The sequence below is a fragment of the Acinetobacter sp. SCLZS86 genome (assembly GCF_021560715.1).
Taxonomy (GTDB): domain Bacteria; phylum Pseudomonadota; class Gammaproteobacteria; order Pseudomonadales; family Moraxellaceae; genus Acinetobacter; species Acinetobacter towneri_A.
Genome location: NZ_CP090864.1, coordinates 2,379,196 through 2,404,204, shown reverse-complemented (window position 1 = coordinate 2,404,204; position 25,009 = coordinate 2,379,196). Strand labels below are relative to the sequence as shown.

Genomic DNA, 25,009 nt, shown 5'->3' with positions numbered 1-25,009 from the left:
CAAAACACTTTTACGTTTTATTTTAAGGATTAAGTCATGTCTAAATTTTATCAGCCTGCGCTGTTTTTAACAGTCTGTGCATTGTGTTCGAGTTCTGCATTTGCTGCGGTCAAGGAATATCACCTGACCATTGCAGAACAAACAGTCAATATCACGGGAAAACCTGTGCAACGCATTACGGTCAATGGGCAGTTTCCCGCGCCTGCACTCGAATTTGAAGAGGGTGATGAGGCGGTGATTCACGTTAATAATCAATTAAAAAATCAGGATTCATCTATTCACTGGCATGGTTTATTGTTGCCTGGTTTGATGGATGGCGTACCTGGCTTTAATGGTTTTCAAGGGATTAAGCCGCAAGGGCATTTTGTTTATCAATTTAAAGTACGTCAAAGTGGTACTTATTGGTATCACGCACATTCCAAAGGTCAGGAACAAGATGGTCTATATGGCTCATTGGTGATTCATCCTAAAGCCAAGCCAGCCGTAAACACACATGAATACGCAGATCGTGATTATGTGGTGATGCTGTCAGATTTTCATGAAAAATCTAGCAATCAAATTCAGAAAGATTTAAAAATTTCAGCCGAGTTTTATCAAAATCAGCGCGAAACCTTAGGTGATGTTTGGCGTCAAATACAGCGTGATGGACTAAAAGCCACATGGTCAGACCGTAAAATGTGGAATCAAATGCGTATGCTGAAAACCGACCTTTCCGATGTCACAGGCTATACTTTTTTAATGAATGGCAAGACACCTGAACAGAACTGGACAGGTGCATTCAAGCCAAATGAAAAAGTGCGTTTGCGCTTTATCAATGCCTCTGCCATGTCATTTTATGATGTTCGGATTCCAAACTTAAAAATGACAGTGGTCAGTGCCGATGGTCAGCCAGTCAAACCTGTGACTGTGGATGAATTTCGTATCGGCACTGCAGAAACCTACGATGTGATTGTTGAACCTCAAGCAGCGCATTATCAAATTGAAGCGGAATCAATAGACCGCTCAGGTTTTGCTGTGGGTAGCTTGCAGAGTGAACTTCATTCTGCAACATCAAATCTACAGCTCCCTGCAGCGCGCCCGCGTGCTTTACTCACCATGCAAGATATGGGGCATGCTACAGAGCATTCAGGCGATGATCATTCCAAGATGAACCATGCAACGATGTCTGAAATGGATCACTCCAAAATGAACCATGCAGCGATGTCTGAAATGGATCACTCAAAAATGAATCATGCAGCGATGTCTGAAATGGATCATTCCAAAATGAACCATGCAGCGATGTCGGATATGGATCATTCCAAGATGAACCATGCAGCGATGTCGGATATGGATCATTCCAAGATGAATCATGCAGCGATGTCGGAAATGGATCATTCCAAGATGAACCATGTAGCGATGTCAGAAATGGATCATTCCAAGATGAATCATGCGGTAATGTCGGAAATGGATCATTCCAAGATGAACCATGCAACAATGTCTGAAAATACGCATACACAATATGGCATGCCTTCAACAGAACACAAAAATGCGGTGGTATATGGATGGGCAAATGCTTCTACACCCGCGGGGCATAAAGCCTTGCACTATGAAGATTTGAAATCGCTGCAGCCACAAGCAGATACACGTGAACCAAGCAGTGAATTAGTCGTGCGTTTAGGCGGTACGATGGAGCGTTATATCTGGACAATCAACGGTAAGAAATTTAGTGATGCCACACCACTCAAGGTGAAATATGGTGAGCGTATTCGGATTAAATTTATCAATGACAGCATGATGGCACATCCAATGCATTTACATGGCATGTTTATGCAGTTGGAAAATGGTCAAACGGCAGCAGAAATGCCGAATAAACACACCTTAATTGTGCCGCCAGGTCAAACTGTAACTGCACTGCTTACTGCAGATGAATTAGGTGAATGGGCAATACATTGTCATTTGCTCTATCACATGAGCGCGGGAATGATGAATAAATTGATTGTAGCGCAGGTGAGTGAAAATGAACCGCTTTCAACCACAGTAATTCAAGCCACTCAAACCCCTTCAGCGACAGCGCAAAAAGGAGCAGCACATGCACAACATTAATCTTTTTGCGAAAACAGTTTTAAGTATTTCTGTCTGCTGCATCAGTACAGTTGGGCTAGCAGCGACAGAGGTGCATATTGCACATGCCAGTTCAGCAGAGATTGCAACAATTGCAGCTCAGGCTGATACTCAATCGCATCAATCGCATCAATCGCATCAATCGCATCAATCGCATCAATCGCATCAATCCGATTCGTCCGTGCAAGAGTCGCAGTCACACGATCATCGTAAAGAACATGGTGCGCAGGTGTACGCGGTGAGCACTTTAGATACGCAATGGCAAGTGAATGATCATGCCGAGGGAGTGCTCAAATCTAAATTACAAACTCGTATCGGAACTGATGAAAACAAGTTGTTTGTGAAAATTCATAGCGATAAGCAAGAGTCACAAGCGACTGAATATGATGCCAAGTTGTTATACAGTCGTATGATTTCAGATTTCTGGGATGTGCAAGCAGGTGGGCGTTATCGACATGAAGTGAATCAGCAAGCGCATCAAACAGACCGAGAAGATAAGTTTGATGCTGTGCTTGGCTTACATGGTTTAGCTCCATATTTTTTTGAAACCGATGCTTATTTTTATTTGGGTGAGGATCAATATGCGGCTTTGAGTTTGGAAGCCACACGGGATCTGTTATTGACTCAAAAATTGATTGCACAGCCTTATTTAGATGTAGATGTCATTCTGCAGGATGATGCCAAATATGCGAAAAAAACAGGACTCAACCGTGCAGCTGTGGGTGTGGAAATGCGTTATGAAATCAGCAAGAACATCATGCCGTATATCAGTGCAGGTTATGAATATACGAATGGTAATCAACAAACTGTTTGGCAGTCTGCAACCGATTCCGAACAGAGCGGCTTATATGCGATAGGGTTGCGTTTCAGGTTTTAATGATTAGGGGGATTTATCAATGATTAAGTCAATGGATCGTTGCTGCTTCTAAATAGAGATTGTCCCTAAATACATAGGCTTGGTTTATACTGAGCCTATTGTATTTTTGGGTGTGGCGTATGTCTTCATCAACTCAAGATCCTCAATCGAATCAAGATAAAAACTTAGAAAACCAAAATCTAAACAATGCTGGCTGTGGTTGTGACACGCAAAAAAATGTAAACCAGCCTTGTGCAACTGCCCCTATACAGTCCGAGTCATGTGGCGATACAGGCTGTGGTTCGTCTTGTGATACAGAAAAAAGCTGTGCTGATCAAAATAGCTGTACATCTGCAACGACAGCCAAGACAGATAAAGTAACAATTTTGGATTCTGAACTTTTGAGTCCGTGGGTGAGTGCGTACCATATTCCTAAAATGGATTGCGGTGCTGAAGAACAAATGGTGCGGATTGCTTTGGCAGACCATAATGATATTGCTGCCTTATCTTTTGATTTGCCTGCACGACTTTTAAAGGTTTATCACAGCAATCAATCTGCCACTGAAATCACCCATAAATTAGAAGCATTGGGTTTGGGTGCTGTGTTACAACAGACTGAAGCCAATACACAAACCGAATTGCCTGTATCTAACAGCGCTGCGCAACAAAAAGTGCTGTATGCCTTGCTTAGCATTAATGCCGCTATGTTTTTGGTGGAATTAATCGCGGGTTTAATTGCATCTTCGACAGGTTTAATTGCTGATTCTTTAGATATGTTTGCCGATGCCGCCGTGTATGGTTTGGCTTTATTTGTCGTGGGGCAATCTGCCAAGAAACAGCTCAAAGCTGCGCATTTGTCTGGTTGGTTACAACTGGGTTTGGCTGCACTGGTTATATTTGATGTTCTGCGCCGTTTCTTTTTGGGCAGTGAGCCTGAATCCATATTGATGATGGGTATTGGTGCTGTGGCATTGCTGGCGAACGTTACCTGTTTATGGCTGATTTCAGGGCATAAAGATGGTGGAACCCACATGCAAGCCAGTTATATTTTTTCCGCCAATGATGTGATTGTGAATTTAGGTGTGATTATCGCGGGCGGTTTGGTGATGCTGACAGGGTCGAATTATCCAGACCTGATTATTGGCTTAGTTGTGGCCATGTTTGTATTGAATGGTGCGCGCAAAATTTTAAGTTTAAAATAGACGGATCATCGCTGCGCGGTGGCTTAAATTGCAACAGGAGGAACGACCTCCCTTGTTTGGGTTTTTAGAAATAGTCAAAGTGACTGAACACTCGACAAGAAAAATCTTCAGGACGGCCTGATTTCATGCTATTGAAGGAGGGCGTTATGGCCTGGATGATGTTGATATTGGCGGGTATTTTTGAAGTGGTTTGGGCATACTCCATGAAGTTGTCTGACGGCTTTAGTAAATTAACGCCCAGTATCGTGACCCTATTTTTTATGATTTTAAGTTTTGCCTTGCTTGCCTATGCCATGCGTACTTTACCATTGGGCACAGCTTATACGATTTGGACGGGTATTGGTGCAGTCGGTTCATTTTTAGTGGGTGTTTTTGTGTTAGGCGAACCTGCCAGTGCTATGCGTATGTTGGCAGCTGTTCTGATTATTTCAGGTTTAGTGCTGATGAAAATTTCATCCAGCTAACTTGGAATGCAGTCTTTTGGTGTGTGCGCAATCACAGATCGGTTTGGGTTAAAAACAGGATGAGCTGATACCCAACCTGCTTGAGGAGAAAAAATAATGCAATTGGCATTTACTGAAATGGACACTCCTGTAGGTGTGCTTAAATTGGTGGCTCACGATCACGCATTGGTCGCGGTAATGTGGGATAACGAAGATCACAAACGGGTACGTTTAGCCAATTTAGTTCGACAAGATGATCATCCTATTTTGCTCAAAACTCAGCAGCAACTCCAAGAGTATTTTGCAGGTCAGCGTCAGCAATTTGATGTGCCTCTTGATTTTGAAGGCACTGAATTTCAGAAGAAAGTCTGGCAGGCGTTATTAAGCATTCCTTTTGGAGAAACTCGTAGTTATAAGCAAATTGCAGAACAAGTCGGTAGTGTGAATGCGATGCGCGCCGTAGGTGCGGCAAATGGTAAAAACCCAATTTCGATTATTGCGCCGTGTCATCGGGTGGTGGGTGCAAGCGGAAAACTGGTGGGCTTTGCAGGCGGTTTGGATAATAAAGCGATTTTGTTAAAGTTAGAATCATCAACTTCAAAAGTATAAATGACTGTGATTCAACAACAATTTTGATCTAAATAAAATAGAGCAGAGGAAATGTTAAAAACATTATTGTTACAGTTTTGGTGGCTTATTCTGCTTGTTGCAGGTGTAGGACTGATCAAAATTTTCAAACCTTTTCTAAAGGGAAAGGCGGGGGAACTCGCAGTAAGTACGCATGTGAAGTTGTATTTAGATGAACATTATATTTTGTTGAATGATGTAACCCTGCCTGATGAGTCCGCAGGAACAACCCAAATAGATCATATTTTATTGAGTCCTTTTGGAGTTTTTGTGATTGAAACAAAAAACTATAAAGGCTGGATTTTTGGTGGAGAACGCCAAAAAGTATGGACACAAAAAATTTATAAAAAGACCTATAAGTTTCAGAATCCTGTCTATCAGAACTATAAGCATATAAAAGTTTTGGAATCAGTATTGAGCGATATTGTCGAGCCTGAATATCTGCATTCTGTGATTGTATTTATGCCAGACTGTGAGTTTAAGACCTCCTTGCCTAACAATGTTTTTAAAGGCAGTGCATGGGTTGAGTATGTCAAAGGTTTTCGGCATGAAGTTATTTCACCGATGAAACTGAAACGTATTCAACTGAGAATTGAAAAAGAATTACTTGATAAGTCTTGGAAAACCAATCGTCAGCATGTTGAAAATTTTAAACAAAGGCAAGAACGTTAAAAAGTTGCAATAAAAAACCCTGATACAAGGTGAACAGGGTATGAAAGAGTTGAACGTTAAATACTAAAACCTTTTCGGAATTTTCTGTCCATTCGGTACAGGCGTTTCCGCATTTTTAAGCACACCAAACAGCCAAGTTTCAGCATGTTGTACCGCTTGTTTCAGTTGATCGCCTAATGCCAAGCGCCCTGCAATAAAACTTGCCAATGAACAACCTGAACCGTGATATTCACCTTCAAGACGTGGACAGCGAGTTTCAGAAATCATTTCATTGTTGATATACAGTGTATTACGAATATGATCAGGGGTATCTTCATGCCCACCTTTGACCAAAACAGCCTGTGCCCCCATTGCAAATAATTTAGCTGTTGCGCGTTCTAAATCATCTTCACCCGTTAAGGCACGTAATTCCACAGTATTTGGCGTGATTAAAGTCGCCAGTGGAATCAACTCGACAAATGCCTGAACCAAAGTCGCTTGATCACCTAAAGAACCACCACTATTGGCAACCAAAACAGGGTCAAGCACATATAAATAATCAGGATGTGCACGTAAAAAATCTGCCAGCGCTGCAATATTGTCAGTGGTGCCCAACATGCCCGACTTTACAACTTTAATGGGCAAATCATTCACCACCGCATTGGCTTGCGCCAATAACAATTCTTTAGACGTTGCTTCAAAGCCAAATACTTGCTGAGAGTTTTGAATGGTCAGTGCTGTGCAGGCAATCGCTGCATGTGCACCGCTATTGCCAACGGCTTCAATATCAGCCTGTAAACCAGCGCCACCCGAAGGGTCTAAACCAGAAAAACATAGTACTGTTGGTCGCACACACATATCCTTAATTGCTTCTATTTACGTTAGTATAGGCAACTTTGGAGTAACACTCGATAGTCATTTAGGCACATAGGCTGACATTGTGATAAAGAACCTTTTAATTGATTTAGATGGCACGCTGACCGACCCGAAAGAGGGCATTACCGCTTCTGCGCGTTATGGTTTGGCTAAGGTTGGACATCCTATTGCAGATACGGAAAATATTGATTGGATTATCGGGCCGCCCTTAAAAGCCTCTTTGGCAAAATTACTTCATGTAGATGTGCATGACGTATTGGCAGAGCAAGCCTTAGCAGGCTATCGAGAGCGTTTTGCTGCAACAGGCTTATTTGAAAATCATGTCTTTGAAGATGTTGCCGCAACATTGGCAGCTTTAAAGCAACAAGGCTATAAACTGTTTTTAGCAACAGCCAAGCCTGAAATTTATGCACGCCAAATTTTAGATCACTTCGATTTATTGCAATATTTTGAATATCCCTACGGTAGCGAACTGAATGGGGAACGTACCCATAAAGCGGATTTAATTGCCTATATTTTGCAGCAAGAACAATTGCAACCTGAACAATGTTTAATGATTGGAGATCGTGAACACGATATTTTCGGTGCGCGAGCCAATGGAGTCGATTGTGTTGCAGTTGAGTACGGCTATGGCTCGGCTCAGGAGCTAGACTTCGCTGCCCCAAAACATAGAATTCAGTGTTTTGCGCAAATCTTGCCGTTGCTTGAACAATTATCTTGATGAGTGAGATGCTTACATCTGTTTGCATTTCTAGCGCAGTATTATTGCAAAGATCGTGCTTCAATATTTAATTTGAATATTTAATTTTAATATTGAAAGAGGGTATGTGATGAAGATATTTAGTCAATCTATTGCAGTAGTAGCGGTTTCAATACTGATGACTGCATGTGCCAATCATACTGCTACATCCACAACACCTACTGCGCAGGTCGAAATGTACACATCATTGCAACATCGACAGTGTGAGCCAGATTCGGGTTTAACCCTTACAGAAATTGTTCAGCGTTTACAGCAGGCACAGATTCAAGTGAAGCAGGCCAGTATAGGTTCAGATGGGCGGATGTATGCACAGGTCTGTGGCGGAGCAGATGGAAAAATTGCCATTGTCACGATTCCTCAATCACAGCAAAAACAAGCAGCAGCATTGGGCTTTCAGCCTTACTCACAAATACGCTGAATCAAAGCATAAGTGCTGTTTTTAGTTGTCATCCATAAAAAAACCTCAGTTCTTTGAACTGAGGTTTTTTTACAACCGAATCAGATTGAGATGTCAGGATGCTTGGCGTTTCAAATTTTAAAATTGTGGTTTTACCACGACTAAAATTACAATCGCCAATAACAGCACAGTCGGCATTTCATTGAAGAATCGCCAAAACTTGTGTGATTTATAATGTGCATTGCCAATCAGTTTTTGGCGGTAATAGCCACAAACTAAATGGTAAATCACCAATAAACCAACCAATGCCACTTTCAGGTAAAACCATAACGCATCGTGGTAATTGCGGGTCGCATCGCCCCAATCTACCAAAAAGTGTGCCGTAATGAGGGTCGCAATCATCGACGGCCACATAATTCCTCGGTACAACTTGCGCTCCATGATTTCAAAACGCTGATGGCTCAGTGTATCTTCACTCATGGCATGGTAAACATATAAACGTGGTAAGTAGAACAATGCAGCGAACCAGCAAACCACGGCAATAATATGTAATGCTTTTACCCATAAAAAAGCATCAGAAGGTGCATCCATCGACTATCCTATAGGAGATTATTCATCCCACTTCTTGAAAATAAGGCAGGCATTTACACCGCCAAAACCGAAACTATTACTCATCACAGTATTCAATTTTGTGTCGCGTTTTTCAAGTACGATATCAAATGCTTTCGCGCCTTCATCCAGTTCAGTGACGTTGATGTTTGGTGCAATGAAGTCATTTTGCATCATCAAGACAGAATAAATTGCTTCTTGAACGCCTGCAGCACCCAAGCTGTGACCTGTCATCGACTTCGTTGAGCTGAGAGCAGGTACTTTACCTTCACCAAACGCACGTTCCATCGCTTTTAATTCAGTCACGTCACCTGCTGGGGTAGAAGTACCATGTGTGTTGACATAGTCAATTGCGTCTACACCGTGTTGTTTCGCTTCGTCTAAAGCCATCAAGATACAACGTGTTGCACCTTCGCCGCTAGGAGCAACCATGTCTGCACCGTCAGAATTTGCAGCATATGCAACTACTTCAGCTAAAATGTTTGCACCACGTGCTTGAGCGTGTTCAAGTGATTCAAGAACCACGAAACCGCCACCACCAGCAATAACGAAACCATCACGGTCTGCAGAATACGGACGAGATGCTGTTTCTGGTGTGTCGTTGTATTTAGAACACAATGCACCCATCGCATCAAACAATAAGCTTTGTGACCAGTGATCTTCTTCACCGCCACCTGCTAGCATTAAATCTTGTTTACCCAATTGAATAAGGTTGTAGGCATAACCAATTGCATCGGCAGAAGTTGCGCATGCACTGGTAATTGAGTGCGCAATACCTTGTAATTTGAACGCAACGCCCAAGTTTGCCGTAATCGTGTTCGACATATTACGTGGTACAAAGAATGGGCCGATTTTACGCGCGCCTTTTTCTTCAAGTAGCTCAATCATTTCTGCAACAGATGCTGTAGAGTTACCGCCTGAACCACCCGCGATACCGTAACGTGGGTTGCCTGCTAAATCTTCTTGCTTTAAGCCCGCATGTTCAATGGCATCTACTGCAGCATTGTAAGCGTACATCGCACACACGCCCATAAAACGTTTTAATTTTCGGTCAATATGGTCAAAGTTTTGTTCTGCTGCTGCACTTACGTGGCTTTTGAAATTAAGTTCAGCATAAGTTGGGTTGGAACGTGTCCCAGAAATACCGTTTTGTAAAGAATGAGTCACAGCTTCTAAAGTATTACCAATGCACGAGTTAATGCCCATGCCGGTGATTACAACACGTTTCATCTACAGATCCCTTTTATGGTGATAATGTTGAGCCGAACACCGTAATTGCCAAGCAATCGCTGATACGGTATGACTCATGTCTTACAATTGCGTTCATAATAACAGAAAGAATTTTGAATTCTTATGGCAAATATGATGCCACTTTGCAGAGAAGATCAAACCGCAGTGAAGCAGCAAATAAGATGCAGGAAGCCAACCAAAAGATACACAATTATATTGAGATAAACTTAGACTACACCTAGTATTTACCCATAAATCATAGAAATTAAAAATGAGGAGTAAGAATGTCAGATTCCAACAATAAACAATCAAGCGGATTCTTCTCGAATGCGATTGGAGTGGCTAAAAAGCTCAGCAGAACAGGCATCCATGTTTTGCAGCAAGTTGCACCAAGTGCTGTAGCGAAGGATGAGCACAGTGCAAAATCAGGACAAATTATTGAAGGTCAGGCACGTAGCTTTAGTGCTTTTCAAGCACATCAATATGACAATCCTCAACACATGCTCAGACAGCATGTGCCACAAGTTTCACGTCAGCTTTTAGGTCGTCACTATAACCGCGTCAATCAGGTGGCGAGTTTTGTGTCGCCCGATTTTTCTGACAAAATTTCAGATTATTTATTTGATCAGTTGAATAGTTTTACTTCCAATATTAGTTCTGTTGATGATGTGCTTGATCAGGCAGGCGTACGCGATTTAGAAGAATTGACTCAAGATGTAGATCGTTCTAAGCGAATTGGTCAAGCACTCGCAGAACAAAATAAATGGATTGCATCACTGCAAGGTGCATTGACAGGTGCAACAGGAGTGATTGGTTCAACCATTGATGTGCCTGCATCTATTGTGATGTCTTTGCGTACCATTTATCAGGTGGGGCGTGCCTACGGTTTTGAACTGAATAAAGATACCGAGCAAGAAATTGTTCAGTTTATTTTTAAACAAATTGATTTGGGCGTTATTGCAGAAAAGCAAGCAGTGCTGATGGGGCTGAAAACCTTATCCAATATGCTACAAACTCATGATGTGCATCAATTACAAAATATGCTCGGTTCAAGCAATGATTATGAGGTATTAAAGAAATATTTCTTGAATGAGCAAGGTCAAGTCAAATGGCCATGGCTGAATCATGTACCTAAGTTTTCCATGTTGAATAAACTCACGCCTGTGGCAACCGCATCGGTGAGTGCCGTATACAGCTGGAAATTGGTGGAAGATGTACATCACAAAGCGCAGCAAGTGTTCTCAAATGCTCGCAGCTATTTAATTCAGCATAAAGACAGCAATTTATCGGCTATTCATGCGTATGAAAAATCATTGGAATTGCTGGCACAGGCTGCGCCCAAACTCTTGGAGCAATTGAAGGGTAATGAAGCCAAACATACGGAGCAAGATGCATTGGTAGAGGGTCAAGAGAGCGCAGAATCTGCGCCGTCAGATGCTTTGCTGCAAACCGTATCAGACCATGAAAGTATCAGAACGGTAAAAGTGCAGAAAAAATCGGACAAAGTGGAAACAACTGCAGCACAACTCGATGAAAATATTCAGCAAGGTTTAGAAGAATTGGCAGATCAAATGCTAGAGCCACATGCTGAAGTTGCACCGCAAAAACCTGCTGTAACTGCAGAAGAAATTGATGAATATATGCAGGAAGATGCTTTAGAGCCTGTGGAAGATTCAACTCAAGTGACTGAAACTGTTTCGGAAAATCCAGTAACATCAAGCACAGAAAATGCAAAGCAGGTTACAAAAAAACCGAGAACTCGTACAAGTACTCGCAAGCCAAAAGCTGAATAAAAACAAGTGATAAGTAGAAATATGGTTGGTATTTTAACTGCCTATGAAATATTGACCATTTTTCTATCTTCGCTTACAATTGCATGCCCTCAAAAAGTAGTATGTTTTGGGGCTTTTTATTAACGGGAGAATTGCCACATGGCAACAACAAATCAGTTGATCCGTAAGGGTCGTACGACTTTGGTTGAAAAATCAAAAGTTCCTGCGTTGAAGGCTTGTCCACAACGTCGTGGTGTTTGTACACGTGTTTACACAACTACACCTAAAAAACCTAACTCAGCAATGCGTAAAGTTTGCCGTGTTCGCTTAACTTCAGGTTTTGAAGTTTCTAGCTACATCGGTGGTGAAGGTCACAACCTACAAGAGCACAGTGTTGTTCTTATCCGTGGTGGTCGTGTTAAAGACTTACCAGGTGTACGTTACCATACCGTTCGTGGTTCTTTAGACTGTGCTGGCGTGAAAGATCGTAACCAGGCACGTTCTAAATACGGTGCTAAACGTCCTAAGAAATAATCTTTTGAAGATTAACCGCTTAGTTCGTAGAACTGCAATCCTTTATCGTCTCGCTTGTCTGATTTCTGCATTTAATTTTGTGAAATTCAAGCGACGTGTAGTAAGGCCAGCGAAATGCACACGACACTTTGTGCTACGGCTGGATCACCCTGAAGTGTCATATTTATAGGTAGTTTAAAATGCCAAGACGTCGCGTAGTCGCTGCTCGTGAAATCCTTCCGGATCCTAAATTCAGCAGCCAAACAATCGCTAAATTCATGAACCACGTAATGCAAGATGGTAAAAAATCTATTGCTGAAAGTATCGTTTACGGTGCTTTAGACCGCGTTCAAGAAAAATCTAAAGTTGACCCAGTTGAATTTTTTGAAGCTACGCTTGAAAAAGTTCGTCCAATGGTCGAAGTAAAAGCACGCCGTGTTGGTGGTGCTACTTATCAAGTTCCTATGGAAGTACGCCCATCCCGTCGTACTGCTTTAGCGATGCGTTGGTTGGTAGATGCTGCTGCTAAGCGTTCTGAAAAAACTATGGCGTTACGTCTTGCTGGCGAGTTGCTTGATGCATCTGAAGGTAAAGGCGCGGCGATCAAAAAACGTGAAGATGTGCACCGTATGGCTGAAGCCAACAAAGCCTTCTCTCACTACCGTTTCTAAGCGGATAAAACAGGCCCTAATCAGGAGGGTGATGAATCAGTTGTCACTGAATTGTCATCAAATCGCTTTAAGTTGCTAAGCAGCTTAAAGCGTCCTGTTTTAAACAACAAAATTTAGGAATGCTAGAAATCATGGCACGTCAAACCCCAATTTCTCGTTACCGTAACATTGGTATCTCTGCGCACATCGATGCGGGTAAAACAACTACTTCAGAACGTATTTTGTTCTATACAGGTGAAAGTCACAAACTTGGTGAAACTCATGAAGGTTCAGCAACAACTGACTGGATGGAACAAGAGCAAGAACGTGGTATTACTATTACCTCAGCAGCTGTAACATGCTTCTGGAAAGGTATGGGTAACCAGTTTGACCAACACCGTATTAACGTAATTGACACCCCAGGACACGTTGACTTCACCATCGAAGTTGAGCGTTCTATGCGTGTTCTTGACGGTGCGTGTATGGTTTACTGTGCTGTAGGTGGTGTACAACCTCAGTCTGAAACTGTATGGCGTCAAGCAAACAAATATAAAGTACCTCGTTTAGCGTTCGTAAACAAAATGGACCGTACGGGTGCAAACTTCTTCCGCGTAGTTGAACAAATGAAAACTCGCTTGGGTGCAAACCCAGTGCCTATCGTTGTTCCAATAGGTGCAGAAGATACATTCACAGGTGTTGTTGACTTAATCGAAATGAAGTCAATCATTTGGGATGAAGCTTCACAAGGTATGAAGTTTGAATACGGCGAGATTCCAGCTGATCTTCAAGCAACTGCTGAAGAATGGCGTACTAACATGGTTGAAGCTGCTGCAGAAGCATCAGAAGAACTCATGGACAAGTACCTAGAAAATGGCGAACTTTCTAAAGAAGAAATCATTGCTGGTTTACGTCAACGTACATTAGCGGGTGAAATTCAACCTGCAATGTGTGGTTCTGCATTCAAAAACAAAGGTGTTCAACGTATGTTGGACGCAGTCATTGAATTCTTACCTGCACCAACTGACGTTGAAGCGATCAAAGGTATCTTAGACGACAAAGACGAAACTGAAGGTTCTCGTGAAGCGTCTGACGAAGCTCCTTTTGCAGCGTTAGCGTTCAAAATCATGAACGACAAATTCGTTGGTAACTTAACGTTCGTACGTGTTTATTCTGGTGTTCTTAAAGCGGGTAGCCCGGTTTACAACCCAGTGAAAATGAAGCGTGAGCGTATTGGTCGTATCGTACAGATGCACGCAAATGACCGTCACGACATCGAAGAAATTCGTGCAGGTGACATCGCAGCGTGTGTAGGTCTTAAAGATACAACCACTGGTGATACATTATGTGACGAAAACCACGTAATTACACTAGAGCGTATGGAATTCCCAGAGCCAGTAATTGCATTAGCTGTTGAACCTAAAACTAAAGCTGACCAAGAAAAAATGTCAGTTGCTTTAGGTCGCTTGGCGAAAGAAGACCCATCATTCCGCGTTCGTACAGATGAAGAATCTGGTCAAACGATCATTGCGGGTATGGGTGAACTTCACCTTGACATCATCGTTGACCGTATGAAGCGTGAATTCAACGTTGAAGCAAACATTGGTAAACCAATGGTTGCATACCGCGAAACGATCAAAAAGACGATTGAACAAGAAGGTAAATTCGTTCGTCAAACTGGTGGTAAAGGTAAATTCGGTCACGTATTCGTACGTTTAGAGCCGCTTGATCCTGAAGCTGGTAAAGACTACGAATTCGCTGAAGAAGTTGTAGGTGGTGTAGTACCTAAAGAATTCTTCGGTGCAGTAGACAAAGGTATCCAAGAACGTATGAAGAATGGTGTCTTGGCTGGTTACCCAGTTGTAGGCATTAAAGCGACATTATTCGACGGTTCTTACCACGATGTCGACTCTGACGAATTATCGTTCAAAATGGCGGGTTCTTACGCGTTCCGTGACGGTTTCATGAAAGCAGATCCTGTTCTTCTTGAGCCAATCATGAAAGTTGAAGTAGAAACTCCAGAAGACTACATGGGCGATATCATGGGTGACTTAAACCGTCGTCGTGGTATGGTTCAAGGTATGGACGACTTACCTGGTGGTACTAAAGCAATTCGTGCAGAAGTTCCACTTGCAGAGATGTTTGGTTACGCAACACACATGCGTTCTATGTCTCAAGGTCGTGCGACTTACTCTATGGAATTTGCTAAATATGCTGAAACTCCACGTAACGTGGCTGAGGGCATCATTGCTAAATTCCAGTCTGGTGGTAAAAAAGGTGACGACGAGTAATCTTTCGATTACTATAAGCGCAAACTAATTTATAGTTAAAAAACCTAATGCTCATGGAGTGATCCTCCATGAGTTGTTTTAAAAAGGAAGATCTCATGGCTAAGGCTAAGTTTGAACGTAATAAGCCACACGTTAACGTGGGCACAATCGGTCACGTTGACCATGGTAAAACAACTTTAACAGCTGCGATTGCAACTGTATGTGCACGTAAATTCGGTGGTGAAGCGAAAGACTACGCGGCAATCGACTCTGCACCAGAAGAAAAAGCACGTGGTATTACAATTAATACTTCACACGTAGAATACGACTCTCCAACTCGTCACTACGCGCACGTAGACTGCCCGGGCCACGCCGATTATGTTAAAAACATGATTACTGGTGCTGCTCAGATGGACGGCGCGATCCTTGTATGTGCTGCGACTGACGGTCCAATGCCACAAACTCGTGAACACATCCTTCTTTCTCGTCAGGTAGGTGTACCTTACATCATCGTATTCTTAAACAAATGCGATATCGTAGACGACGAAGAGTTAATCGAACTAGTTGAAATGGAAGTTCGTGAACTTCTTTCTACTTACGACTTCCCAGGTGATGACACTCCTGTAATCCGTGGTTCAGCACTTGCTGCACTTAACGGTGAAGCTGGTCAATACGGTGAAGATGCTGTAGTTGCTCTTGTTGAAGCGCTTGACACTTACATCCCAGAGCCAGTACGTGCAATCGACCAAGCATTCTTAATGCCAATCGAAGACGTATTCTCTATTTCTGGTCGTGGTACAGTAGTAACTGGTCGTGTAGAAACTGGTATTGTGAAAGTAGGCGAAGAAGTTGAAATCGTAGGTATTAAAGACACAGTTAAAACAACTGTAACTGGCGTAGAAATGTTCCGTAAACTTCTAGACGAAGGTCGTGCGGGCGAGAACTGTGGTGTTCTTTTACGTGGTACTAAGCGTGAAGACGTACAACGTGGTCAAGTACTTGCTAAGCCAGGTACAATCAAGCCACACACTAAATTCGATGCGGAAGTATACGTACTTTCTAAAGAAGAAGGTGGTCGTCACACTCCATTCCTTAACGGTTACCGTCCACAATTCTATTTCCGTACAACTGACGTAACTGGTGCAATACAGTTGAAAGAAGGCGTTGAAATGGTAATGCCAGGTGACAACGTTGAAATGTCTGTAGAATTAATCCACCCAATCGCAATGGACGCTGGTTTACGCTTCGCGATCCGTGAAGGTGGTCGTACTGTAGGTGCGGGTGTTGTTGCTAAAGTAACAGCATAATCGCTTTATAGTGTGAAAGAGCGCTCCGTTTGGGGCGCTTTTTTATGGCTGTATTTTGTGTGCTAGTTTCCAGATGGATGAAAGCTTGTCCTACTGTATTGATGGATGAAATAGCTGTTCTTTAAACCTTGAATCAATCTAAAACCATTTTATGAACATTCTTTTGCTGCGGTTTAGTTGCCTTTTTTCTCTTACATCATAAAAATAATTTTGCTGTCTAATTATTCTTGCTCTTACGTCATAAAAAATTATCGTCTATTTTTTTACTCTTGCGTCGTAAAAATAATTTCATTGTCTATTTTTTACTCTTGCGTCACAAAAAATAATTTCACTTATCTTTATTTTTTGTTGCTCATGTCCTGAACTGACAATTCACTGTCCTTAAGTGCAGTTAAATAACGCACAGAAAACCTTAATATGAAGTCGTACCGATAAATAAAAAATATAGCGGGTTACAGGAAATGAATGACTTCATTGTTGTAACCTCAGGAGTAAGTAACATGAATGCTAAAGTGAGTATAAGAGAACGTGCTGGTGCGAGTTTTCCTGTCCGTCGTATGAATTTCAACTTTGATGCTGTACCTGAATATTGGATGAGTGGTAATGCAGGTCTAACTCATTTTATGACTGCTTTATCTGCATTATTTCCCGCAGGTGAGAAGTTTTTTATAGATAGTGTACGTGCGGTGCGTTATCATCCTATGCTGAAAGACAATGCAGATTTACAGAAAGAAATCAGTGCATTTATTGGACAAGAAGCCATGCACACGCATGAGCATGTTAGTTTTAATGCCGCTGCACAGAAATTTGGACATGATGTAGATACTTTAGATCGTTATACAGATACTGTGATTCAAACTACACGAAAATTTATAGCAAAGTTAGCTAAACCGATTGGTATTACACAGGAAATGGTAGATTTAACTTCAACTACTGCGCTTGAACATTTCACAGCAACGATTGCTTCACAATTATTGACCAATTCATATATTCAAGAATTGATGACTGATGACACCATGAAAACCATGTGGTTGTGGCATGCAATTGAAGAAAATGAACATAAAGCTGTGGCTTATGATGTGTTTGAAGGTGTGTTTGGTAAGGGTTTGAAAGCCTATGCACTACGGACAAGTTCTTTGGTTATCTCGATGCTGACTTTGTTTTTAGTTCAAAACTATTTTCTATTGCGTTTATTAAAACAAGACAAGCAATTGAATTTGGAAAATTTACGCATGATTTATCATTTTGCTTATAGTCCATCTAAAGGGATTATTACCGGCATGGGCAATGAAATGTTGTTCTATTTCAAGCCGAATTTTCATCCTAAAGATTTTGACACCACAGCTTTATTAAATACTTGGAAAGCTAAATTAGGCTTTTAAACTTTTCCCTTTGGTCAGGCAACGCAAGTTGCCTTTTTTTTTGCTCGATTTTTTTGTAGTGAAATCTATAATGCCTACATCTTAGAACAACACAAGATCATTCTTATGATTCGTTTAATGCAAGCCCATGATGTCGCTGATGTGGTTGCGATTGAAAATTTGGTACAAAGTCATCCGTGGAGTACCAAACAATTTGCCGAAGCTGTGGACAGTTATCACAGTACTGTGATTGAACACGCAGGGAAAGTGGTGGGTTTTTGTATTTTGCAACCTGTGTTGGATGAAGCGAATTTGTTGTTGATGGCGGTACATCCAAGTCAGCAAGGCAAAGGTTTAGGTTATCAACTGCTGGAACATTCTATTACAGGATTGAAGAACCAACCTGTGCAAATTTTTTTAGAAGTGCGTGAAAGTAATTTAGCCGCGATAGCCCTGTATGAAAAGTCAGGTTTTCATCAAATTGATTTACGTAAAAATTATTATCCTAAAACGGATGGGACACGCGAGCATGCCATTATTATGGTGAAATCTTGTAGTGATGATTTTGCCAGTTTGTTTAAGTGAATCTGATCGATGCAAAAATCAGTATTGCATCATTATATTTTTATTTGATGATGGAGTTATTCCAGCCTAAGGGCAGCGTGGTCATTAAGGAGTTTCCCAGTTGCTGCACCTCATTGGTATTTAGGCTGCGGTTAATGCGTCGCCATTGACCATCGAGTAGTAGCTCAAGCGGCACATATTGCGATTTGTAGTTCATTTTGTTGGAATGAGGCACCCAATAGCCTAAGTAAACATATTGCAGTCCCAAATGCTGTGCCTGTTCAATTTGTTTTAATACTGCAAATGTTCCGAGTGAGCGACGACTTTCGTCTGGATCAAAAAAGGTATAGACCGCAGAAATACCATCATCTAAATAATCACAGGTCGATACTGCAATTAAGCGATCAGCTTGCCAAACTTCTAAAAAGAAGCTGCTGGTACAACTGTGGATTAAAAATTTTTCAAATTGGTCACGGCTGGCAGGGAACATATCGCCATCGGCATGTCGTTCATTGATATAGCGTTCATACAGCGCATAATGCAAATCACCTGCATCTTGTGGCTTGGTGATTTTGATTTGTAAATCGTGATTGCGTTTCCAAGCTTTTTTTTGGGTGCTGTTCATTTTAAATTCAGCGACAGGAATACGCGAAGAAAGGCATTGGCGGCACAAATGGCATTCAGGACGATAGACAAAATCGCCACTGCGACGAAAACCGACCCGAGAGAGTTCAGACAAAGTCAGCACATCAATTTTATGTGCAGGGTCTAAAAAAACCATCCGCGCAGATTTTTCGGGTAAATAGCTGCAATCATGCGGCGGAGTAATGTAATACTGCAAATCATTTAGCAGGGATTTTGGGTGATATGAATTCATTTTCAAGATCCCTCTCTGTTATTGTCATTCAAATAGGCGCGCATACTGCGCTATTGTTTTACTTGAAAATACACTGTCCTGATATTTTTTCCAATTGATTGCAGGCTGTTTTACAACATCTTGTAACGATTTAAGATAGTCTTGGCGAGAAAGTGTACATGCGCCCAGACTAATTAAATGATCATTGACCAATTGACAGTCAATCCAAGGCAATTGTTGTTCTTGTCCGAGCAGCATCAAACTATAAAATGCCATTTTAGATACATCAGTGCGATGGCTAAACATGGACTCACCAAAACAGCCCTTGCCAATGCTGACCCCATATAAACCACCGACCAAAAGATCTTGCTCCCAAACTTCGACACTATAGCCATAACCTGCTGCAAAAAACTGACTGTAACCTTGAATGATCTCTTCAGAAATCCAAGTTTCATTGGCGTAGCTACGGGGCAAGGCACAATTGCGAATTACCTGTTCAAAGGCATGATTGACAGTAATGCGATAATCCATTTTTTTCATGTTGCGGATTAAAGACTTACTCGGCTGATAATGTTGCGGAATAATCACGCAACGTGGCTCAGGACTCCACCAACAAATAGGATCACCTTCTGAAAACCATGGAAATAAGCCATGTGTATAGGCTTCATATAAGGTTGAAGGGGAAAGGTCTGCACCTACACAAATCAAGCCTTCACCCTCAGGATCAACTTCAATGGGATCGGGGAAAATGAATTGTGAAGCCGGGAGTGTATGCATTTCAATTGCCGTAAGAAGTTTTGCGATGAACTTGATTTCATCATACCTAAAAATGCCGTGATAAAAAAACCGCTCAAGGAGAGCGGTCTTTAAACTTGGTCACTAAATTATTCACCAAGTGCATCTAAATATTTTTCTGCATCCAAAGCTGCCATACAACCTGAACCTGCAGAAGTAATCGCTTGGCGATAAATTGAATCGGCCACATCACCTGCAGCAAATACGCCAGCCACAGAAGTTTGAGTCGCATTGCCTGAAGTGCCGCTTTGTACTTGGATATAACCATCACGCAAGTTCAATTGACCTTCGAACATGCCTGTATTCGGTTTGTGACCAATCGCAATGAATAAGCCAGACACATCAACAATTTGAGTAGAACCATCGGTAGTTGATTTTAAACGTACTGAAGTTACGCCTGTGTTGTCGCCCAAGACTTCATCAACTTGGTTGTTCCAAAGAATGCTGATTTTGCCTTCTTTCTCTTTGGCAAATAAATGATCTTGCAAGATTTTTTCAGAGCGAAGTGAATCACGACGATGCACCAATGTCACGTGTGATGCAATGTTAGACAGGTATAATGCTTCTTCAACAGCCGTGTTACCACCGCCAACGACCATCACTTTTTGGTTTTTATAGAAGAAACCATCACAGGTGGCACAGGCACTTACGCCTTGACCCATAAATGCTGCTTCAGATTCTAAACCTAAATATTGTGCAGTCGCACCTGTGCAAATGATTAAAGCATCACAGGTAAATTCTTCCATATCACCTTTCAGTACAAATGGGCGCACATTCAGGTTTACTTCATTGATATGGTCATACACGATTTCTGTGCCAAAGCGTTCCGCATGAGCTTGCATACGTTCCATTAACGCTGGGCCTGTTAAACCTTCAGGATCGCCTGGCCAGTTATCAACTTCTGTGGTCGTGGTGAGCTGACCGCCCAATTGTAAGCCTGCAATTAAGGTTGGTTTTAAGTTGGCACGTGCGGCATAGACTGCGGCACTATAACCTGCAGGGCCTGAACCTAAAATAATTAAACGTGAGTGACGAGCGCTCATGCACAGCATCCTTTTTTTATTTAGAAATTTATGGAATTATACGTGAAACAGGATGAGTTTGCTGTGTGATTAAAGTTGATATTACTGATCATGTAAATCGATTTGAGCTATATAGAAAAAGTTAACAACACACTTCAATAATCTTGCATCTTTTTCTAGGCAACACATGCATAATAGAAGGTCTGTTATAATTTATAGCTTGCTGTGTGATGAAGCTTGCATCGTGAAATGCAACCTTAAATGACATAGCTAAATGAAATACAGACGCTCCGAATCAGGTGGCTTTTTAAGACCATCGAACAAACAAAAACATTGATGAAGAATTGGCGACAGGACAATATATGACTGCGGTGTCGGGTGCTTATGCACATCGCTTAATAGCGACATTATTTTTGGTCTCTTTTGGAATATATCTGTTCCTTGCAACGGTGACCTATACTCCATTTGACCCAGGTTGGATGCACATTTCCAGTGACACCCAACAGGTTTCAAATGCGAGTGGAATCGCAGGTGCGTGGATTGCCGATTTACTGTTTGGCTTTTTAGGTTGGGCGAGTCTGCTTCTTCCTGCTTATTTTCTTATTGAAGCCTTACAAGTCTGGTGGCCACGTAGTTTTTTAAACCGTCCATTTCGTTATGCTGCACAATTCTTCATTGTATTGGCGACTGCAAGTTTATTGTATTTATTTTGGCAAGTGCCTGCCGATACGTTAGACAATGCCTCAGGCGGCATCATTGGTTTTGAACTTGGGGAAAGTTTATCGCAAATTTTAACCATTTATGGAGCAACACTTTTTTTAGTCGTCTTTTGGATTTTCTTATTTACCCTCACATTTGGGGTGAAGTGGAACAGAACGTGGGCAACTTTAAAAGCTACACCTGCTTATCTGCAAGATTTGTTCTATCGCAATGTACCTGAAGCAGAATCTGACTTTGACCGTTCTACACCACAGGTGAAAAAGACCGTTGTCGCTGCTGCACCTGTGGTTGCTGTTGAAGTGGCATCAACTGATTTAGAAGCAGCAAGTGAACCCGTGGTTGCACAGGCGAAAGAAGTTGAAACAACTGCGCCACATCCTGCGGCAGAGCGTATGTTTAATCACATGCAGCAACGTGAAGAAGAAGAGCAACAGGCGCAGCAACAGCTATTGGTGCAAGATGAAATTGATGATGTTGAGTTAGAAAAAACCATCGAAAAGGCGCATCGCTTAGATCAAGACAGCCAGCGTATTGTTGCGACAGGCGAAGTGTGGCGTGCTTTACAAGAAAATACCGACAGTCAGCATAACCAAGACATTCATGCATTATTACGTGCTTCTGAAGAACCAGAGCCACATCTACAATCGAATCCTTTTGATGAAGTGCGTCCTGCATCTACGGCATCTCAAGCCACTGCAAAATCTTCGTTAGATTGGGATGATGATCAAATTTTTGATGAATTGCTCGCAGCAGTTCCGCAAGGCAAAGCTGCAAGTGATTTACACAGCCCATTCCAAAACAGCGGGGCAATGGATACTTTAGATGAGTCTGTGACCCAGCAAGAAACAGTGCATCCGCACTCGAATCCTACGGCTCACAATTTTAACGATGATCTCAGCAGATTTGAGTCAGATTTTAACCCGCCATCGTCAAGTGCTTCGAATACGCAAAATCATGCTGTACGCCAAGAACGTCATTTGCAGCATGATTTAGACAGTTTAGATGACTTGTTGGTGGATGATCTTTTGGGTGATGAGTTACAGCAAGATGCATTTCAAGATCAAGCGCCTGTAGCGCGTAGTACCAGTAGCTATGCACAAAGTTCTGCTTTTGTTCAGGCACCTATTCAGACGGCAGCCACTGCCGCAGTGATGGCAAACGCAGCGACTGCTACACAGGCTGAACAAGCAGAAAAAGTGGCGTTATCCAAAGAAGCATTTATCGAAGCTTGGCAGGAAACCGCAGGCAAACCACTAGACGAAGATGACTTTGATTTTGATGCGCCGCTGACCGATGCACATGGTCGTCCGATGTCACGCGCCATGCAGGTTGCAGAAAAACGTCGTGATTTATCGCCATTACCGGGTTTGGATTTGCTTGATAAAGTCGATCCAAACAAAAAAGTCAACTTCACCGCAGAACAATTATCGCGCTTGTCGGAATTGCTGGAAATTAAATTACAGGAATTTAATGTCAAAGCCAAAGTGGTTGAAGCACAGCCTGGTCCTGTCGTGACCCGTTTTGAGCTGGATTTGGCACCTGGGGTCAAAGCTTCAAAAGTAACCAATATTTCTCGTGACTTGGCGCGTTCAATGTCGATGGCATCGGTACGTGTGGTCGAAGTGATTCCAGGCAAACCGTATATTGGCATTGAAGTACCGAATAGTTCACGTGAAATGGTACGTTTGATTGAGTTATTACAAACGCCTGCTTTTGAAGATCCAAACGGCATTTTATCTATGGCGATGGGGAAAGATATTTCAGGCAATCCTGTGATTACTGAATTGGGCAAAGCACCGCACATGCTCGTAGCAGGGACGACGGGTTCAGGTAAATCGGTGGCAGTGAACTCGATGATTTTGTCGATGTTGCTGAAATACAAGCCTGATCAATTGCGCTTAATTTTGATTGACCCGAAACAACTGGAACTTGCTAACTATAACGATATTCCACACTTATTGACGCCTGTGGTGACAGACATGAAAGATGCAGTCAGTGCTTTAAATTGGTGTGTCAATGAAATGGAACGTCGCTATAAGCTGATGTCTTTCCTAAAAATTCGTAAATTAAGTGACTATAACCGTAAGGTTGAAGAATCTATTGCCAATGGTGAAGATTTAATTGATCCAACTTGGAAGCCTGGCGATTCTGCAACGCAGGAACGTGCACCGCGCTTAACGCCATTGCCATCTATTGTCATTGTGGCAGATGAGTTTGCCGACATGATTATGCAAGTAGGAAAGAAAGCGGAAGAAATGATTACCCGTTTAGCACAAAAATCACGTGCAGCAGGAATTCACTTACTCTTAGCAACTCAGCGTCCATCGGTAGATGTGATCACTGGTCTAATTAAAGCCAACATTCCAACTCGTGTGGCTTTACGTGTAAACTCAAAAATTGACTCACGTACTATTTTGGATGCAGGCGGAGCAGAAGATCTACTTGGTCATGGTGACATGCTATTTTTAGGGCCTGGTAAAATTGAGCCAGAACGTGTACATGGTGCATTTATTTCGGATGATGAAGTCAACCGTATTTGTGATGCATGGCGTGAGCGTGGTGATCCAGACTATGTTGATGAAATCTTGACGCCATTTGATGAAGAACCATCTTCACGTGGTTTTGAAGATGGTGAAGGCAGTCCAGACCGTGATGTGTTGTATGATCAGTGTGTAGCATTTGTTTTGGAAACACGTAAAGTGTCGACCTCATCTTTACAGCGCAAATTTAGCTTGGGCTATAACCGTGCGGCACGTATTGTCGATCAGATGCAAGAGCAAGGCATTGTGAGCGAGCAAGGAGCAAATGGGAAACGTGAAATTTTAGTGTAAAGCTTTCACTTTCTGTTTGATTTTGAATCAAGTAGTGCTATAAAAAAATCCCGCAATTCAATTGCGGGATTTTTTCTTTTTACACTCAATCTTTTTGGCTGAATTTAGCCAGAGATTGTGTTTAAACAGTTTAAGCAAACTTGGCTAAAACTGCTAAAAAACCATCTTTTTGACGTGGAAATTCAGCAATCACATCGTGAATACGCTGACCTTCAGGATTAGTGGCATTGACATCGCGACCATCGGCAACAAATTGTGTCAATAGACGTTCATAGTCACTTGGACGCATGTGTTTAAATGCGTGATAGAGTACGTGAAAATCTGCATTCACACCTGCAGGTGGAAGTTGATTCAAATAGGCAAATACACGTTCATCCGACCATGCTTCGTTAAAGGTCGCAGGTTGAGATAATGCCATGGCAATCTCCAGGTATTGTTCTATAAATAAAAAAGGCAAAATATGAGTTCGCAAGCGGAAAAGTGTTTTTGTACACTTTATCTCGAAGCACAGCTTCTCGTCTTGCGACTGGGCAAAGCAGTGCTTTGCTATTCCAGTCTCATATTTTGCCCTGATTCAATTTGCTTGACTAATCAGTATTC

The 25,009-nt window shown here is 42.1% G+C and carries 23 protein-coding genes; 16 read left to right on the top strand and 7 right to left on the bottom strand.

What is annotated here, in order from left to right; translation table 11 throughout:
- The first annotated feature begins 36 nt into the window (after window positions 1-36).
- The 6 genes from LZP46_RS11535 (at window position 37) to LZP46_RS11510 (ending at window position 5,900) form a co-directional block, all read left to right on the top strand.
- Window positions 37-2,082, top strand: coding sequence for a multicopper oxidase domain-containing protein (locus LZP46_RS11535; protein WP_236093906.1), 2,046 nt, complete (start codon window positions 37-39; stop codon window positions 2,080-2,082).
- On the top strand, window positions 2,069-2,977 hold the full coding sequence (locus LZP46_RS11530; protein ID WP_236093905.1) for a copper resistance protein B: 909 nt from the start codon (window positions 2,069-2,071) through the stop codon (window positions 2,975-2,977). The genes LZP46_RS11535 and LZP46_RS11530 overlap by 14 nt, the downstream gene beginning before the upstream one ends.
- A 119-nt stretch (window positions 2,978-3,096) precedes the next feature.
- Window positions 3,097-4,158 carry a cation transporter gene (locus LZP46_RS11525; protein ID WP_236093904.1) on the top strand — a complete coding sequence of 354 codons (1,062 nt, stop codon included), beginning with the start codon at window positions 3,097-3,099 and terminating at the stop codon, window positions 4,156-4,158.
- Between the two features lie 146 nt (window positions 4,159-4,304).
- Window positions 4,305-4,622 (top strand): DMT family transporter, encoded by a 318-nt coding sequence (locus tag LZP46_RS11520; RefSeq protein WP_236093903.1) that lies wholly within the window; start codon window positions 4,305-4,307, stop codon window positions 4,620-4,622.
- Window positions 4,623-4,718: 96 nt separating this feature from the next.
- Entirely contained in the window at window positions 4,719-5,210 is a 492-nt protein-coding gene (locus LZP46_RS11515; RefSeq protein WP_236093902.1) for a methylated-DNA--[protein]-cysteine S-methyltransferase, read from the top strand.
- Between the two features lie 51 nt (window positions 5,211-5,261).
- Window positions 5,262-5,900, top strand: a complete 639-nt coding sequence (locus LZP46_RS11510; RefSeq protein WP_236093901.1) for a nuclease-related domain-containing protein — start codon at window positions 5,262-5,264, stop codon at window positions 5,898-5,900.
- A gap of 63 nt (window positions 5,901-5,963) precedes the next feature.
- Here the strand turns inward: LZP46_RS11510 and LZP46_RS11505 are convergent, their stop codons facing one another.
- Window positions 5,964-6,731: a hydroxymethylpyrimidine/phosphomethylpyrimidine kinase gene (locus LZP46_RS11505; RefSeq protein ID WP_236093900.1), complete on the bottom strand. Its 768-nt coding sequence runs from the start codon at window positions 6,729-6,731 to the stop codon at window positions 5,964-5,966.
- 88 nt (window positions 6,732-6,819) lie between these two features.
- Between LZP46_RS11505 and LZP46_RS11500 the strand changes: the two genes are divergently transcribed.
- Together LZP46_RS11500 and LZP46_RS11495 are read left to right on the top strand one after the other, a co-directional pair.
- On the top strand, window positions 6,820-7,476 hold the full coding sequence (locus tag LZP46_RS11500) for an HAD-IA family hydrolase (RefSeq protein WP_236093899.1): 657 nt from the start codon (window positions 6,820-6,822) through the stop codon (window positions 7,474-7,476).
- 109 nt (window positions 7,477-7,585) lie between these two features.
- Complete coding sequence (locus LZP46_RS11495; protein ID WP_236093898.1) at window positions 7,586-7,933, top strand: hypothetical protein; 348 nt, start codon at window positions 7,586-7,588, stop codon at window positions 7,931-7,933.
- 117 nt (window positions 7,934-8,050) lie between these two features.
- Here LZP46_RS11495 and hemJ read toward each other — a convergent pair whose 3' ends face one another.
- Together hemJ and LZP46_RS11485 are read right to left on the bottom strand one after the other, a co-directional pair.
- Window positions 8,051-8,503, bottom strand: a complete 453-nt coding sequence (gene hemJ, locus LZP46_RS11490; RefSeq protein WP_004975266.1) for a protoporphyrinogen oxidase HemJ — start codon at window positions 8,501-8,503, stop codon at window positions 8,051-8,053.
- An 18-nt stretch (window positions 8,504-8,521) separates the two neighbouring features.
- Window positions 8,522-9,751: a beta-ketoacyl synthase N-terminal-like domain-containing protein gene (locus LZP46_RS11485; protein WP_019837217.1), complete on the bottom strand. Its 1,230-nt coding sequence runs from the start codon at window positions 9,749-9,751 to the stop codon at window positions 8,522-8,524.
- Window positions 9,752-10,035: 284 nt separating this feature from the next.
- On the opposite strand from LZP46_RS11485, the gene LZP46_RS11480 reads away from it, so the two are divergent.
- From LZP46_RS11480 to rimI, 7 genes are all read left to right on the top strand, one after another.
- The gene (locus LZP46_RS11480) at window positions 10,036-11,544 is read left to right on the top strand and encodes an EcsC family protein (RefSeq protein ID WP_236093897.1); all 1,509 of its coding nucleotides are present in this window, start codon (window positions 10,036-10,038) and stop codon (window positions 11,542-11,544) included.
- Window positions 11,545-11,682: 138 nt separating this feature from the next.
- Window positions 11,683-12,057 carry a 30S ribosomal protein S12 gene (gene rpsL / locus LZP46_RS11475; protein WP_019837219.1) on the top strand — a complete coding sequence of 125 codons (375 nt, stop codon included), beginning with the start codon at window positions 11,683-11,685 and terminating at the stop codon, window positions 12,055-12,057.
- A gap of 179 nt (window positions 12,058-12,236) precedes the next feature.
- Window positions 12,237-12,707, top strand: coding sequence for a 30S ribosomal protein S7 (gene rpsG, locus LZP46_RS11470; protein WP_004975277.1), 471 nt, complete (start codon window positions 12,237-12,239; stop codon window positions 12,705-12,707).
- 131 nt (window positions 12,708-12,838) lie between these two features.
- A complete protein-coding gene (gene fusA / locus LZP46_RS11465) occupies window positions 12,839-14,974 on the top strand; it encodes an elongation factor G (protein ID WP_019837220.1) in 2,136 nt (711 codons plus the stop codon).
- 95 nt (window positions 14,975-15,069) lie between these two features.
- Entirely contained in the window at window positions 15,070-16,260 is a 1,191-nt protein-coding gene (tuf, locus tag LZP46_RS11460) for an elongation factor Tu (RefSeq protein WP_236095217.1), read from the top strand.
- Between the two features lie 500 nt (window positions 16,261-16,760).
- Window positions 16,761-17,642, top strand: coding sequence for a metal-dependent hydrolase (locus LZP46_RS11455; protein WP_236093896.1), 882 nt, complete (start codon window positions 16,761-16,763; stop codon window positions 17,640-17,642).
- A gap of 105 nt (window positions 17,643-17,747) precedes the next feature.
- The gene (rimI, locus tag LZP46_RS11450; RefSeq protein WP_236093895.1) at window positions 17,748-18,206 is read left to right on the top strand and encodes a ribosomal protein S18-alanine N-acetyltransferase; all 459 of its coding nucleotides are present in this window, start codon (window positions 17,748-17,750) and stop codon (window positions 18,204-18,206) included.
- 40 nt (window positions 18,207-18,246) lie between these two features.
- Here the strand turns inward: rimI and LZP46_RS11445 are convergent, their stop codons facing one another.
- The 3 genes from LZP46_RS11445 to trxB form a co-directional block, all read right to left on the bottom strand.
- Complete coding sequence (locus tag LZP46_RS11445; RefSeq protein ID WP_236093894.1) at window positions 18,247-19,062, bottom strand: arginyltransferase; 816 nt, start codon at window positions 19,060-19,062, stop codon at window positions 18,247-18,249.
- Window positions 19,063-19,086: 24 nt separating this feature from the next.
- Window positions 19,087-19,818, bottom strand: a complete 732-nt coding sequence (gene aat, locus LZP46_RS11440) for a leucyl/phenylalanyl-tRNA--protein transferase (protein WP_236093893.1) — start codon at window positions 19,816-19,818, stop codon at window positions 19,087-19,089.
- Window positions 19,819-19,925: 107 nt separating this feature from the next.
- Complete coding sequence (trxB, locus tag LZP46_RS11435) at window positions 19,926-20,879, bottom strand: thioredoxin-disulfide reductase (protein ID WP_004975288.1); 954 nt, start codon at window positions 20,877-20,879, stop codon at window positions 19,926-19,928.
- A 341-nt stretch (window positions 20,880-21,220) separates the two neighbouring features.
- Here trxB and LZP46_RS11430 point away from each other — a divergent pair, with 341 nt between their 5' ends.
- Window positions 21,221-24,409, top strand: a complete 3,189-nt coding sequence (locus LZP46_RS11430) for a DNA translocase FtsK (RefSeq protein WP_236095216.1) — start codon at window positions 21,221-21,223, stop codon at window positions 24,407-24,409.
- A 130-nt stretch (window positions 24,410-24,539) separates the two neighbouring features.
- Here LZP46_RS11430 and LZP46_RS11425 read toward each other — a convergent pair whose 3' ends face one another.
- Window positions 24,540-24,827: a PA4642 family protein gene (locus tag LZP46_RS11425; protein WP_004975291.1), complete on the bottom strand. Its 288-nt coding sequence runs from the start codon at window positions 24,825-24,827 to the stop codon at window positions 24,540-24,542.
- Window positions 24,828-25,009: the final 182 nt, after the last annotated feature.